The following is a 14045-nucleotide window of genomic DNA, read 5'->3' on the forward strand; positions in this document are numbered from 1 at the left end:
CCGTTCGCTGCCGTCGTAACCTCCGACGTCCCCTAAAGGGTTCGAGTCGATCTGCCGATTTGGGGCTCAACCCGAATGGCTATGCATCCGCCATCGAACACGATCCATGTCTCAAGCCCTCACTGTTCGACCATTGATGGTCACCTTGGCACGCCTAAGATGTTGACGACAGCCTGCCTGGCCGTGATTTCTTTCAAGTGAGCGCCCTGATGATCTCCACAAGACCCACGCCAACGAGAACTCTGTACGACAAACACATCGACTCGCATACCGTGTGCAAGCTCGATGACCAGGGCCATGTCCTGCTCTACATCGACCGTCAGGTGATCAATGAATACACCAGCCCTCAGGCCTTCAGCGGTCTGCGTGAGGCCGGGCGCGATGTGTGGCGTCCGCAATCCGCGCTGGCGGTGGTCGATCACGTCAATCCCACGGCGCCGCGGCGGGTCGCCGCCATGTCTGATCCGGGCGGCGCCTTGCAGGTCTCTTACCTGGCCGACAACTGCGAAAAATTCGGCATCGAGCTGTTCGACGTGCTCGACAAGCGCCAGGGCATCGAACACGTCATCGCTCCCGAGCAGGGCTTCATCCTGCCGGGCATGGTCATCGCTGCAGGGGACAGCCACACCACCACTTATGGCGCGCTGGGCGCTTTTGGGTTTGGCATCGGCACCTCGGAAATCGAACACCTGCTTGCCTCGCAGACGCTGGTCTACAAACGCCTGAAAACCATGCGCGTGACCGTTGACGGCGACCTCGCGAAGGGGCTGACGTCCAAGGACGTAATCATGGCCCTGATCGGCAAGATCGGCGCGTCGGGCGCGACCGGCTACGCCATCGAATTCACCGGCTCGACCCTCTCGGCCCTGAGCGTCGAAGCGCGCATGACCATCTGCAACATGGCCGTCGAAGCCGGCGCACGTGGCGCGTTCATGGCGCCGGACGAGAAGGTCTTCGCTTACCTCAAGGACAAGCCCCGCGCGCCCAGGGGTGAATTGTGGGAGCGCGCCATCGCCAGCTGGAAGCAGCTGCGTAGCGATCCGGGTGCGGTATTTGACTGCGAAATCCAGCTCGATTCCCGCGACCTGCAACCCATGGTCACCTGGGGCACCAGCCCCGATCAGGCGGCAGCGATCAACGGCAGCGTGCCTGACCCGCAAGCCATCGCCGATCCGATCCTGCGTCAGGACATGCGCCGCGCCCTGACTTACATGGGCCTCGAAGCGGGCATGCCGCTGAGCGATATCGTCATCAGCCACGCCTTCATCGGCTCCTGCACCAACGCCCGGATCGAAGACCTGCGCGATGCCGCAAACGTGGTGCGCGGCAAGCACGTGGCCGAGCATGTGCGGGCGATGATCGTCCCCGGTTCTACCGCCGTGCGCGATCAGGCCGAAGCCGAGGGCCTGGCGTCGATCTTCCGTGACGCCGGATTCGAATGGCGCCAGTCGGGCTGCTCGATGTGCCTGGCAATGAACGACGACGTGCTCGCCCCCGGCGACCGCTGCGCGTCGAGCACCAACCGCAATTTCGAAGGCCGTCAGGGCGCAGGCGCGCGCACTCATCTGATGAGCCCGGCGATGGTTGCCGCGGCCGCCATTACCGGGCGTTTGACCGATGTTCGCAGCCTGCAAGGGAGTTTCTAAGATGCAGCCATTTATCCAGGTTTGCGGCAAGGCCGCACCGATGCTGGCCGCCAATATCGACACCGACGTGATCATGCCCAAACAGTTTCTCAAGGGTATCGACCGCACTGGGCTGGATCGCGGCCTGTTCTTCGACCTGCGATTTTTACCTTCGGGCGAGCCGAACCCGGAGTTCATCCTCAATCAGCCAGGCTGGCAGGGTGCCAAATTCCTGGTGACCGGGCCAAACTTTGGCTGCGGATCGAGCCGCGAGCATGCGGTTTGGGGCCTCAAGCAAATGGGCATCCAGGCGCTGATTGGCAGCAGCTTCGCGGGTATTTTCTACGACAACTGCCAACGCAACGGCGTGCTGACCATCGTGCTGGAAGAAGTCCAGGTTCAGGCGTTGGGGCGGATCGTCAGCCAGGCGGACAGCGCGCAGATCACCGTGGACCTGCCGGCGCAGGAAATCCGTTTGCAGGATGGCCGGGTCATGCCGTTCAGGATCGATGAGCTGAGGAAAGACGCGCTGTTGCTGGGGCTGGATGCGATTGGCAGTACATTGCAGAAGCGTGAGCAGATTCTGGCGTTCGAGCAGCAGCATCTGGCACAGAATCCGTGGCTTTGACTGACGCGGGATCGCGGGTGGGTTTGATCATCGATGGATTAGATCGACCCTGGATTCCTGTAGGAGCGCACGAGCCGGGCGAGACCGCGATCTGAGGCGCAGCGGCAGGAAAACTTCTGCACGCGGGCTGCCAGATACATCGCAGGTCGCAGGTCGCAGGTTTTACGACTGCTGCGCAGCCGATCGCTGCCTCGCCCGGCTCGTGAGCGCCTGCTGGGACGTCGGGTGGCTGAGCTACAACGACAACCCCTGAAAATGCGCCTGCAGAAACTCCACGCACACCCGCAACTTCCCTGAATTGGCCAGCCGCGTCGGGTATACCGCCCAGACATTGGCGCTTTCGGTATATTCCGGCAGCACCTGGACCAGCCGGCCCTGCTCCAGAAAAGGTTTGACGTCCCACAGCGAGCGCTGCAGCACCCCTCGCCCGTCCAGCGCCCACTGCAGGACGATTTCGCCGCTGTTGGACGATAGCGGCCCGCTCACCCGCACCGTTTCCTGAACGCCATCGCGCTCCACGTGCCAGATGCCGAACGCGTTGTCGCGCTCCTTGAGCACCAGGCAATCGTGCTGTGCCAGATCCAACAGTTCCCGAGGGGTGCCGCGCCGGGCGAGGTAATCCGGGGCCGCGCAAAGTACCCGCCGATTGCTTACCAACTGACGGCCGATGTGCTGGCCGGGAATGTCATCGCCCACGCGGATTTCCAGATCGAAGCCTTCGCTGACGATATCCACCACCCGGTCGAACAGGTCCAGACGCACTTCCAGCTCAGGGTACGCCTCGGCCAGTTTAGAGATCGCCGGGGCCACATGATTGCGGCCGAAGCCGAAGGAACTGCACAGGTGCAGCTTGCCGCGTGGCGCTGAATGGGCGTCGGACAGCTCGTCATGCAGCAGTTGGAAATTCTCGAGAATCCGCACTGCCCAGCGCTGCACTCGCTCGCCGTCCTCGGTCAGCGCCACCTTGCGACTGGTGCGGTGCAACAGGCGGGTGGCCAAGGTGGATTCGAGGATCTGGATGCGTTTGCTGACGTAGGCAGGCGACAACCCGAGTTCATCAGCGGCGGCGGCGAAGCCGGCCTTGCGGATCACGGTGAGAAACACCCGCAGGTCTTCGGGGAGGGGTGCCACTTCTTTTTTTGAGGTCATGCGGCTTCTTTTTGTAGGGACTGATGCGACACCTGTAGGAGCGCGCTTGCCCGTGATTGCGGCGTGTCTGTGACGCATGTACCGACCGACACACAGTAGTCGTGCGATGCGCCCAGACCGAGCGCGCCCGAGTGATCGGCAGAATATCATCACGTCAGACCACACGTTTCAAAACGTAAATACAGGCATATCTCCAATCGGTCTAAAAATATGGAATTCAGTTCTTTTACGGAATAAATCACAACCTCTATAAATAGCCGACTTATTCCAAAAGCCACCGATTCTGCTCGAAGGATTTCTCATGGATGTTTTCTGGTTTCTACCGACACACGGCGACGGCCATTTTCTGGGCACTGCCAAAGGCGCCCGCCCGGTCACACTCAATTACTTGAAGCAAGTGGCCCAGGCTGCCGATGATTTGGGTTATCACGGCGTGTTGATCCCGACCGGTCGTTCCTGCGAAGACTCCTGGGTGATCGCCTCAGCGCTGGTGCCGCTGACCGAGCGTCTGCGTTATCTGGTAGCTATTCGTCCGGGCATCATCTCGCCGACCGTTTCCGCGCGCATGGCGGCCACGTTGGATCGCCTGTCTGGCGGGCGTCTGCTGATCAACGTCGTCACGGGCGGCGACCCTGACGAAAACCGCGGCGACGGCAGCTTCCTGAGTCACAGCGAGCGCTACGAAGTCACCGATGAATTCCTCCAGATCTGGCGCCGCGTGCTGCAAGGCGAAGCCGTTGACTTCGAAGGCAAGCACTTGAAAGTGCAGAACGCCAAGGCACTGTACCCGCCGATCCAGAAGCCCTACCCGCCGCTGTACTTCGGCGGTTCTTCAGAGGCCGCTCACGAGCTGGCCGCCGAGCAGGTCGACGTGTACCTGACCTGGGGCGAACCGCCTGCCGCTGTCGCCGAAAAACTGGCCGACATCCGCGAACGCGCCGCGCGCAATGGCCGTACCGTCAAGTTCGGGATTCGTTTGCATGTGATCGTGCGTGAAACCAGCGAAGAGGCATGGAAAGCCGCCGATACCCTGATCGAGCACATCAGCGATGAAACCATCGCCGCCGCGCAGAAATCTTTCTCCCGCTTCGACTCCGAAGGCCAGCGCCGCATGGCCGCGCTGCATGATGGTCGCCGCGACAACCTGGAAATCGCCCCGAACCTGTGGGCCGGCGTCGGCCTGGTGCGTGGCGGCGCAGGTACTGCCCTGGTCGGCAACCCGGAAGAAGTCGCCGCGCGGATCAAGGAATACGCGGATCTGGGCATCGAGAGCTTTATCTTCTCCGGCTACCCGCACCTGGAAGAAGCCTACCGCTTCGCCGAGCTGGTTTTCCCGCTGTTGCCTGAGCCGTATCGCAGCCTGGCCGGGCGTGGCATCACCAACCTGACCGGCCCGTTCGGCGAGATGATCGCCAACGATCTGCCGCCGCAGAAGTAATACAGCCATTGCGCACCCCTGCAGGAGTGCGCTCGCTCGCGGTTGCGGTCTGACAGTCACGTATTCGGCACAGACACATCGCAATCGCAGGCAAGCACGCTCCTACAGACGAACCCCGTTTGCCGTGTGACAACGCGGCGCCTGGGAGACGGGTAATCTCCCTCCGCGACAAGGAATCCCTACATGACCGCCAGCGTTCCGCTTCAACCACAAGTGCCTCCCATGCAGCTACTGACGTTACCGCCCTCGCCGGCTCTGGCTACCTCGATCCGCGCCACCGCGCAGGTGTTCGAAGACCCCAAATCCCAGGCACTGCTGGCGCACGTGCAACAGGTCGCGCCCAGTGATGCCAGTGTGCTGATCATCGGTGAAACCGGCACCGGCAAGGAGCTGGTGGCGCGTCATATCCACAATCTGAGCGGTCGTCGTCATCAGCCCTTCGTGGCGGTGAACTGCGGCGCCTTCTCCGAATCCCTGGTGGAGGCCGAGCTGTTCGGTCATGAGAAAGGCGCTTTCACCGGAGCCCTGACCGCCAAGGCCGGCTGGTTCGAGGAAGCCAATGGCGGCACGCTGTTCCTCGACGAAATCGGCGATCTGCCCATGGCCATCCAGGTCAAGCTGCTGCGCGTGCTGCAGGAGCGTGAAGTGGTGCGCCTGGGCTCGCGCAAAAGCACGCCGATCAACGTGCGCGTACTGGCGGCCACCAACGTGCAACTGGAGCGCGCGATCAACGCCGGGCATTTCCGCGAGGACCTGTTCTATCGTCTGAACGTGGTCAATCTGGAACTGAGCACACTTCGTGAAAGGCCTGGCGACATCATGCCGCTGACCCGCCACTTTATCGATGTCTATAGCCAGCGTCTGGGCTGCGGACCCACTCAAATCAGCAGTGACGCGGAGCACAAGCTGCGCACCTACAGCTGGCCGGGCAACATCCGTGAGCTGGAAAACGTCATTCATCACACGCTGTTGATCTGCCGTAATGGCGTGATTCAGGCCAGCGACCTGCGCCTGTCGAACCTGCGTCTGGAGCGTCAGGAAGAGTCGTCAGTGGTGGTCGACGACTCCACCGACGCCCTGCTCGCCCGGGCCTTTCAGAAGCTGTTCGAAGAACAGGCCGGCGCCCTGCATGAAAAAGTCGAAGACGCGCTGTTGCGGGCGGCCTATCGCTTCAGTCACTACAACCAGGTGCATACCGCGCAACTGCTGGGTCTGAGCCGCAATGTCATTCGTGCGCGACTGATCAAAATCGGTGAACTGGCCGTGAACAAACGTCGTCCAGGCGAGCAACTGCAGGGTGACCGGATGATGCAGTTGTCGGTTTGAAGCGAGCTTCGGTTCCCGCCACATGAGGAACCTGCGCAAACGCGGCTTCTACAGCAGCACGGCTTGCCGATAGTAGCGATCCCAGGGACGTCGCCGCAGCAAGCCGTGCTACAGAACCGACGAACCATGCCTTATCAACGCGGCCCGAGCGTTTCCCCCACCAGCTCATAGGCATTGAACGTCATCGCCGTGGCTCGGTGCGTGCGGATCATCGCCCACAGATCCCCTTCCCCCTGCTCGGCATTCTCCAGCGCTTTTTCACAGTCCATTCTCGAGCGCCACAGCACATGACTGAGCACACGCCCGCGGTCCTCGCTCACCTGCACGCTGGCACGGATGAAGCCTTGATAGGTTCGGGTGATGCGCTCGAAGCGCTCGTTAAGAGCCGCCACCAGACCGGCTTGATGGCGCGGGTCAACCACAAACTCGACGAACTGACTGAAAGGAAGGTTTGAGTCTCGTGACGTCATGAACGCTCTCCACTGATGACTGATGTCGCTGGACTGGATGCTGCTTCGCCATTCACACAAACGACGTTTCTTGCGCCGTATTGCCTGTTGCGAACCGATGCCGTGCAGGGTAAAACCTCCACTTAACTGGAGGTCAAGCATCTCCTGCGACTCAACTTGCTACTGAAGGAACGGCAATGCGCACCACCGACTCCCCGCATCTCGCCCGGGAACTCACTGTAGGCCAACTTTCGGCACGCAGCGGCGTTGCGATTACCGCGCTGCGCTTCTACGAAGCCAAGGGGCTGATCAGCAGCCAGCGCAACGCCGGCAATCAGCGCCGCTATCCCCGCGACGTGTTGCGTCGGGTGGCGCTGATCAAGACCGCGCAGCGCCTGGGTATTCCATTGGCGACCATCCAGGCCGCGCTGCAAACGCTGCCCCAGGATCGCCCGCCCAGCCTCGAAGACTGGACGCGGCTGTCAGAACGCTGGAAAAGCGACCTCGATGAGCGCATCAATCGCCTGACCGCCCTGCGCGATCAGCTCAACGGTTGCATCGGCTGCGGTTGCCTGTCCATGCAGGCCTGCCCGCTGCGCAACTGGGGCGACAGTCTGGGGCAAAGCGGCGCCGGTCCGCGCCTGCTGGATCAGGACTGAAGGTTCTGCGCGCTGGAGCGGACAGCAGAGTGCCTTCAGGGGTTGTAACTTGCCACCAACCGCGCCGCCAATGCCTTTGCCTGTAACGCCACATCGGTCACAGCGGTGCTCTCCCACCACAGGCCACGCAACGGCGGGCCCATGGCGAACAGGCGGTCGGACACGTGTCCTTCCGCATCCAGCACCGCGCCTCCCGCATCCGCCGCAATACCCAGCGCCAGAGGCCCCGGCTGAATCAGGCCGCGTGCCAGCAACTGTTTTGGCAAGGCTCGATCCACCCGACGCCAGTCGTATTGAATGCCGGTGGAGTTGATCAGGGCCGCGCCGCTCACTTCGGTCGGCTGGTCTTCGCCGCGATAGCGAAGGTTGATTCGCACCTGCCCTGCCTCGCGATCCTGCACCGCCAGCAACGATGCGGCGTGAACGTTCAGGCGACCCTCTTGCAGCAACCGATCCAGCAACTGTGCGCTGGGCGGCGGCGAACGGTGGTGATGACTCTCCCACCAGGGCCGCACATGGCGTACGAATTGCCGACGCTGCAGATCGGTCGCCTGATTCCACAGACGTGGGATATGCACCCGCACGGTATCCAGCGGCGCCTGCCAGTCGATGCCCTGGGCGATTGCCTGCTCGCATTGTTCTCGCAGCGCGCGAAGCAGTTGCCGGGTGCTGCGAATAGTGTGATCGGCGGCTAGAAAGTCTGGCCAGCTCGGTGGCTGACGACGCACGTGGGGCAGCAAGCCATGACGGGAGAAGACATCGATAGCGCCACGATGCCCGGCCTGTTCCAGCGAGACCACGGTATCGACCATGGTCAGGCCAGAGCCAATGATCAGCACCCGCCCCTGAGGATCGAGCCGGCGCATGGCTGCGACATCCCACGGGTCCACCGCTGCGGCATTCAGTGTGTCGGATTCCCCGTCAGCGTCGCGTTGCGGCGTGCGCGCGGCAGCGAACATGCCGGTTGCCAGCACGCCGAAGCGCCCGCTCAACTGTGTGCTGTCGGCCAGAGTGACGCGGATGCCCGTTGGGTCGGTCTGCAGGTCGATGACCTCACTGCGCACATGCTCCACGGTCGAGCCGTGCTGCGCGCCCACCGCTTGGGCCTCGACCAAACGTTGCTGAACGTACAGCCCGAAAATCCCCCGTGGCGGAAACAGCTCGGCCACTGGCACATGCTGCTCGTCGGATTCCGGCCAGCCGCCTGCAGCGATGAATTCGCCCAGCCAGCGGGTCAGGTCGTCGGCATCGTCCGGGTCGACACTCATCCGCGCGGCATTGCCATTGAGGGTATGCCCCAGCTCGGTGGCGCTGTAGGCCTCGCCGCGCCCCAGTTCACCGCGGGATTCGACGATCACGATGCGCCGCTGCCCGGGCAGTCGCAGCAGTTGCACTGCCAGCATGGTGCCGCTGAGACCGCCGCCGACGATCAGGATGTCAGCGTCGGGTCGATAGTGTTCTGAGGTCATTGTTGTTCGCCTTTTCTTCGCCGTGATGGCGCGCATGCCCGATTATGGCGAGCATGGGGATGGATTCAAACAGGACCTTCGGAGGTCTGTTTCGGTATGAAGGATGCAAGGCACGGAGCGTGCCCGGATATGCAGGATTTGCTGGGCGCAAAGCGGGCAAAGTGTTGATGGGGTGTTGCTGGCATAACAGCGAGCGCGGATGAGCGGATCTTGTAGGTGCGCGCATGCCCACGAATGCGTTCTACCTCTCTCGTTTATTTGCGCCTGACCCACCGCCTCGCGCAAGCGCGCTTCTACAGGGCCGAAGCGCAGGGCTACAGCACCACATTCCTCACAAACCGTAGCGCCAGCGCCCCATCATTGCGATAGGCATGTGGCCGGTTACTGGCAAACATGAAGAACTCCCCTGCCGCGACCTCCCGGGTCTCGTCCGGCAGGGCGACGGTGAGGCAGCCTTCGATCACGTAGACCTGCTCGCTCCAGCCATCGGGGTCAGCCTCGGAAAGGTAGGCCTCTCCCGGTGCCAGCGTGAATTCCCACAACTCCACGCCGCTGCGCGCGACCGCCTTGGCCAGCAAGACTGCCTTGCTGCCTGGCAACGAACCGGCCCAGGCGATCTCATTGATGCGACTCGGATCGCGCTCGTCCCGCGCCTGGATCAGATCGCTGAACGCCACCTCCAGCGCCTCGGCCACCCGATCCAGGGTCGCGAGGCTGACGTTCTTCTCCCCTGCTTCGATCGCCACCAACATGCGCCGACTGACTCCGGATTTTTCTGCAAGGGCGGTCTGGCTCAAATCCGCCGCATGCCGCAAACGCCGTACGTTCAGGCTGACGTGCTGCAATACCGACGCGCGTTGTGAATGTTCTTTGTGCACTCTGATGTCTACCCCCAGGCTTTGAGCATAGCAACGGTCTGCCCCTTATCTTGTAGAAGCGCGCTTGCCCGCGATGGCGTTGTTAGTCAGCACATACGCATCTGACACATTGCATTCGCGGGCAAGCGCACTCCAACAGATCACCGGGCCGAGTCAGGCCTTGCGCTTAACATCCAGCCGCCGCAGATGGCAGGTCACTTCTTCGCGGTCGTGGTACAGCTGTTTGCAGCCGATCGACACCTTGACGCCCCGAACCTTGAAACCCTCTTCGATGCGGTCCAGCAGACGCCGCACTTCGGCATAACGCTGCTTCATCGGCAGCTTGAGGTTGACGACCGCCTCGCGGCACAACCCCTCGCCCAACCAGGTTTCCAGCAATGCCGCATTGCGCGCGGGTTTCTCGACGATGTCACACACCATCCAGTCCACCGGCTGACGCGGCTTGTAGGTGAAGCCGTCGGCCATCAGATGTTGAACCAGCCCGGTATCCATCAGGCTTTCGGCCATCGGTCCGTTGTCGATGGCGGTTACCAGCATGCCGCGCCGCACCAACTGATAGGTCCAGCCACCGGGCGCCGCGCCGAGATCAACGCCAGTCATATCGCCGGACAGACGCTCGTCCCACTGATCCCGAGGAATGAAATGGTGCCAGGCTTCTTCCAGTTTCAGCGTCGAACGGCTCGGCGCTTCACGGGGAAACTTCAAACGGGGAATGCCCATCGGCCACATCGCCGAATTGTCGGCATCGGCCAGACCCAAAAACACTTCGCGCCCGCTTTTGAACGTCAGCAGCAAACGCGGCAGGCTCGGGTTGTCCGCCAGCTTGCCCGCCTTTTCCAGCGCCTTGCGCAACGGCCCTTCGAACTTGCGGCAGAAAGTCGAGAGTTCCTTGCCGTCGTTGGTGTCGACCACTTCCAGCCATAGGCTGCCGCACGTCGTAAAATCGGCCATATGTTCGAGGATGACGCTGATGCGGTCGGTTTCCGGCAACTGCACGAACACGCCGCGCGCCCACTGCCGAGGGAAGATCAGATCGCGGAAACGCACACCGTTCATCAGACGTTCGGGACCGTCCGGTTCGGTGCATACGAACTCGGCACAGGCCGCATTGGGCTTGGCCCTGGCATAGCCGGGCACGCCCAGAAGCGCGGCGTGCTCGCTGATTTCCGAGCACACCTCGCCTTCGAAACCGGGACGACAATGCATGAAAAGTGTGTTCACTGAAGCTTCTCCAGGGCGTGTCGGTGATAAAACCCACACTGCCTATACTTGAGGTTTTCACCTCAATGACTCGAAAGCCGCGCATGATAGCGGAATCAGGAACCACTGGCGCAGGCCAAAGGTCCAGTACTACTCAATGACCGTTTAAGGCCGCCTGTCAGAGGGTCCTAACATACCGTCTTACCGTTTTGCATGTTTCACCCGTCCGTACCGTGCGGACTCGTCAAGGAGTTAGTTCATGCCCTCCCTCGATAGCCTGAAAAGCCTCAAGACACTCGACGTCAACAACAAGACTTATCACTACTTCAGCCTGCCCGATGCCGCCAGGTCCCTGGGCGATCTGGACAAGCTGCCAATGTCGCTCAAGGTGCTGCTGGAAAACCTGCTGCGCTGGGAAGACAACAAGACCGTCACCGGCGAGGACCTCAAGTCTTTGGCTGCCTGGCTTACCGAACGCAAATCCGATCGGGAAATCCAGTACCGCCCCGCCCGTGTGCTGATGCAGGACTTCACCGGTGTACCGGCCGTGGTCGATCTCGCCGCCATGCGCGCCGCGGTAGCTAGGGCTGGTGGCGATCCGCAGCGCATCAACCCGCTGTCGCCGGTGGATCTGGTGATCGACCACTCAGTGATGGTCGACAAATTCGGTGACAACCAGGCTTTCGGCGAAAACGTCGACATCGAAATGCAGCGCAACGGCGAGCGTTACGCGTTCCTGCGCTGGGGCCAGAGCGCGTTCGATAACTTCAGCGTCGTACCGCCAGGCACCGGGATTTGCCACCAGGTCAACCTCGAATACCTGGGCCGCACCGTGTGGACCAAGGAAGAAGACGGCCGCACCTACGCCTTCCCGGATACGCTGGTAGGCACCGATTCCCACACCACCATGATCAATGGCCTGGGCGTGCTGGGCTGGGGCGTGGGAGGAATCGAAGCCGAAGCCGCGATGCTCGGCCAACCGGTATCAATGCTGATTCCCGAAGTGATCGGCTTCAAACTCACCGGCAAACTCAAGGAAGGCATCACTGCTACCGACCTGGTGCTGACGGTCACCCAAATGCTGCGCAAGAAAGGCGTGGTCGGCAAATTCGTCGAGTTCTACGGCGATGGCCTGGCGGACCTGCCACTGGCGGATCGCGCGACCATCGCCAACATGGCCCCGGAGTATGGCGCGACCTGCGGCTTCTTTCCGGTCGACGACGTAACCCTTGAATACCTGCGTCTGTCGGGCCGTCCGGACGACGCTGTCAAGCTGGTCGAAGCCTATTGCAAGGCGCAGGGGCTGTGGCGTCTGCCGGGCAAGGAACCGGTGTTCACCGATGCGCTGGAGTTGGACATGGGCTCGGTGGTCGCCAGCCTGGCCGGACCGAAACGGCCGCAGGATCGCGTCGCCTTGCCGGATGTTTCCCAGGCGTTCAGCGATTTTCTGGGCCTGGCGCTCAAACCCAGCAAACACGATGAAAGCCGCCTGGAAAGCGAGGGCGGCGGTGGCGTGGCAGTGGGCAATGCCGAACAGGTCGGTGAAGCGGAATATGAATACCTGGGCAGTACCTATCGCCTGAAAAACGGCGCGGTGGTCATTGCGGCGATCACCTCCTGCACCAACACCTCGAACCCCAGCGTGATGATGGCGGCCGGGCTTCTGGCGAAGAAGGCCGTGGAAAAAGGCCTGCAGCGCAAGCCCTGGGTAAAAAGCTCGCTGGCGCCCGGCTCGAAAGTGGTCACCGATTATTACAACGCCGCGGGCCTTACCGAGTACCTCGACAAACTGGGCTTCGATCTGGTGGGTTATGGTTGTACCACCTGCATCGGCAACTCCGGACCGCTGCCTGACCCGATCGAAAAAGCCATTCAGCAGTCCGACCTGACTGTCGCTTCGGTGCTATCCGGCAACCGTAACTTCGAGGGTCGCGTGCATCCCCTGGTGAAAACCAATTGGCTGGCGTCTCCGCCCCTCGTCGTCGCTTATGCGCTGGCGGGTAGCGTGCGTATCGACCTGAGCACTGAGCCACTGGGCGAAGGCAGCGACGGCCAACCGGTGTATCTGCGTGATATCTGGCCGTCGCAGAAGGAAATCGCCGACGCGGTGTTGAACGTCAGCACCGGCATGTTCCACAAGGAATACGCGCAAGTGTTCGCCGGTGACGCGCAGTGGCAGGCGATTGAGGTGCCGCAGGCCGCGACTTACGTGTGGCAGGACGACTCCACCTACATTCAGCATCCACCGTTCTTCGATGACGTCGCCGGCCCGCCGCCAGTAATCGCCGACGTGCAGAAAGCGCGGGTGTTGGCGATTCTTGGCGACTCGGTCACCACCGACCACATCTCGCCAGCCGGTAACATTAAGGCCGACAGCCCCGCAGGCCGCTACCTGCGCAGCAAAGGCGTGGAGCCCAAGGACTTCAACTCCTACGGTTCGCGACGCGGCAACCATGAAGTGATGATGCGCGGCACCTTCGCCAATATCCGCATTCGCAACGAAATGCTGGGCAATGAAGAAGGCGGCTACACCCTGTATGTGCCGACCGACGAAAAGCTGCCGATCTACGATGCAGCCATGCTTTATCAAAAGGACGGCACGCCGCTGGTGGTCATCGCCGGACAGGAATACGGCACCGGCTCCAGCCGCGACTGGGCGGCCAAGGGCACCAACCTGCTGGGTGTCAAAGCCGTGATCGCCGAAAGCTTCGAACGTATCCACCGCTCCAACCTGGTGGGCATGGGCGTGCTGCCGCTGCAATTCAAGAACGGCCAGAGCCGCAAGACCCTGGAATTGACCGGCAAGGAAGTGCTGAACATCACCGGTCTCACCGGCGCGACCCTGCAACCGGGCATGAGCCTGACCCTGCAGATCACCCGGGAAAACGGCCAGCAGGAAAATGTCGACGTGCTGTGCCGGATCGATACCTTGAACGAAGTGGAATACTTCAAGGCCGGCGGGATTTTGCACTATGTGTTGCGCCAGTTGATCGCGGCGTGATGTAACGCCGACCATTCGGCAACAAAGACGGCGTTTCGCGTCCATCCGTCGTGGTCGCGACTCCCGTGGAAGACGTGGAAGACGTGGAAGACGTGGAAGGTTACGACGGTAGCGAAGGCGGTGGGGCACGTAATGCAGCTGTGCCTGAGGGACTGTCAGATTTTTTGTGTGCGGGCCGGTAACGGCCTGCCGTCAGGCAGGCCGTGCTTTTACCAGGTCGGCC

At 61.8% G+C, this 14045-nt stretch carries 11 protein-coding genes; 6 read left to right on the forward strand and 5 right to left on the reverse strand.

The genetic code is table 11. From position 1 onward, the window contains the following. Positions 1 to 209: 209 nt before the first annotated feature. Positions 210 to 1646, forward strand: coding sequence for a 3-isopropylmalate dehydratase large subunit (gene leuC, locus CE491_RS01040; RefSeq protein WP_110946521.1), 1437 nt, complete (start codon positions 210 to 212; stop codon positions 1644 to 1646). 1 nt (position 1647) lies between these two features. Continuing rightward, the gene (gene leuD, locus CE491_RS01045; RefSeq protein ID WP_110946522.1) at positions 1648 to 2253 is read left to right on the forward strand and encodes a 3-isopropylmalate dehydratase small subunit; all 606 of its coding nucleotides are present in this window, start codon (positions 1648 to 1650) and stop codon (positions 2251 to 2253) included. 234 nt (positions 2254 to 2487) lie between these two features. Here leuD and CE491_RS01050 read toward each other — a convergent pair whose 3' ends face one another. Then, complete coding sequence (locus CE491_RS01050) at positions 2488 to 3402, reverse strand: LysR substrate-binding domain-containing protein (protein ID WP_110946523.1); 915 nt, start codon at positions 3400 to 3402, stop codon at positions 2488 to 2490. Positions 3403 to 3703: 301 nt separating this feature from the next. Between CE491_RS01050 and ssuD the strand changes: the two genes are divergently transcribed. Next, positions 3704 to 4840 (forward strand): FMNH2-dependent alkanesulfonate monooxygenase, encoded by a 1137-nt coding sequence (gene ssuD, locus CE491_RS01055; protein ID WP_110946524.1) that lies wholly within the window; start codon positions 3704 to 3706, stop codon positions 4838 to 4840. Positions 4841 to 5062: 222 nt separating this feature from the next. Then, positions 5063 to 6166, forward strand: a complete 1104-nt coding sequence (locus CE491_RS01060; RefSeq protein WP_110946531.1) for a sigma-54 interaction domain-containing protein — start codon at positions 5063 to 5065, stop codon at positions 6164 to 6166. Positions 6167 to 6300: 134 nt separating this feature from the next. Here the strand turns inward: CE491_RS01060 and CE491_RS01065 are convergent, their stop codons facing one another. Then, positions 6301 to 6636 (reverse strand): antibiotic biosynthesis monooxygenase, encoded by a 336-nt coding sequence (locus CE491_RS01065; protein ID WP_199884931.1) that lies wholly within the window; start codon positions 6634 to 6636, stop codon positions 6301 to 6303. A gap of 176 nt (positions 6637 to 6812) precedes the next feature. Here CE491_RS01065 and soxR point away from each other — a divergent pair, with 176 nt between their 5' ends. Continuing rightward, positions 6813 to 7274, forward strand: coding sequence for a redox-sensitive transcriptional activator SoxR (soxR, locus tag CE491_RS01070; RefSeq protein WP_110946526.1), 462 nt, complete (start codon positions 6813 to 6815; stop codon positions 7272 to 7274). 35 nt (positions 7275 to 7309) lie between these two features. Here soxR and CE491_RS01075 read toward each other — a convergent pair whose 3' ends face one another. From CE491_RS01075 to rlmM, 3 genes are all read right to left on the reverse strand, one after another. After that, positions 7310 to 8743 carry an FAD/NAD(P)-binding protein gene (locus CE491_RS01075; RefSeq protein WP_110946527.1) on the reverse strand — a complete coding sequence of 478 codons (1434 nt, stop codon included), beginning with the start codon at positions 8741 to 8743 and terminating at the stop codon, positions 7310 to 7312. A gap of 314 nt (positions 8744 to 9057) precedes the next feature. Beyond that, complete coding sequence (locus tag CE491_RS01080) at positions 9058 to 9621, reverse strand: helix-turn-helix domain-containing protein (protein WP_110946528.1); 564 nt, start codon at positions 9619 to 9621, stop codon at positions 9058 to 9060. 153 nt (positions 9622 to 9774) lie between these two features. Then, positions 9775 to 10842, reverse strand: coding sequence for a 23S rRNA (cytidine(2498)-2'-O)-methyltransferase RlmM (gene rlmM, locus CE491_RS01085; RefSeq protein WP_110946529.1), 1068 nt, complete (start codon positions 10840 to 10842; stop codon positions 9775 to 9777). A gap of 238 nt (positions 10843 to 11080) precedes the next feature. Here rlmM and acnA point away from each other — a divergent pair, with 238 nt between their 5' ends. Further along, entirely contained in the window at positions 11081 to 13822 is a 2742-nt protein-coding gene (acnA, locus tag CE491_RS01090) for an aconitate hydratase AcnA (RefSeq protein ID WP_110946530.1), read from the forward strand. Positions 13823 to 14045: the final 223 nt, after the last annotated feature.

Origin of the sequence: Pseudomonas bohemica (genome assembly GCF_002934685.1) — a bacterium.
Lineage (GTDB): Bacteria > Pseudomonadota > Gammaproteobacteria > Pseudomonadales > Pseudomonadaceae > Aquipseudomonas > Aquipseudomonas bohemica.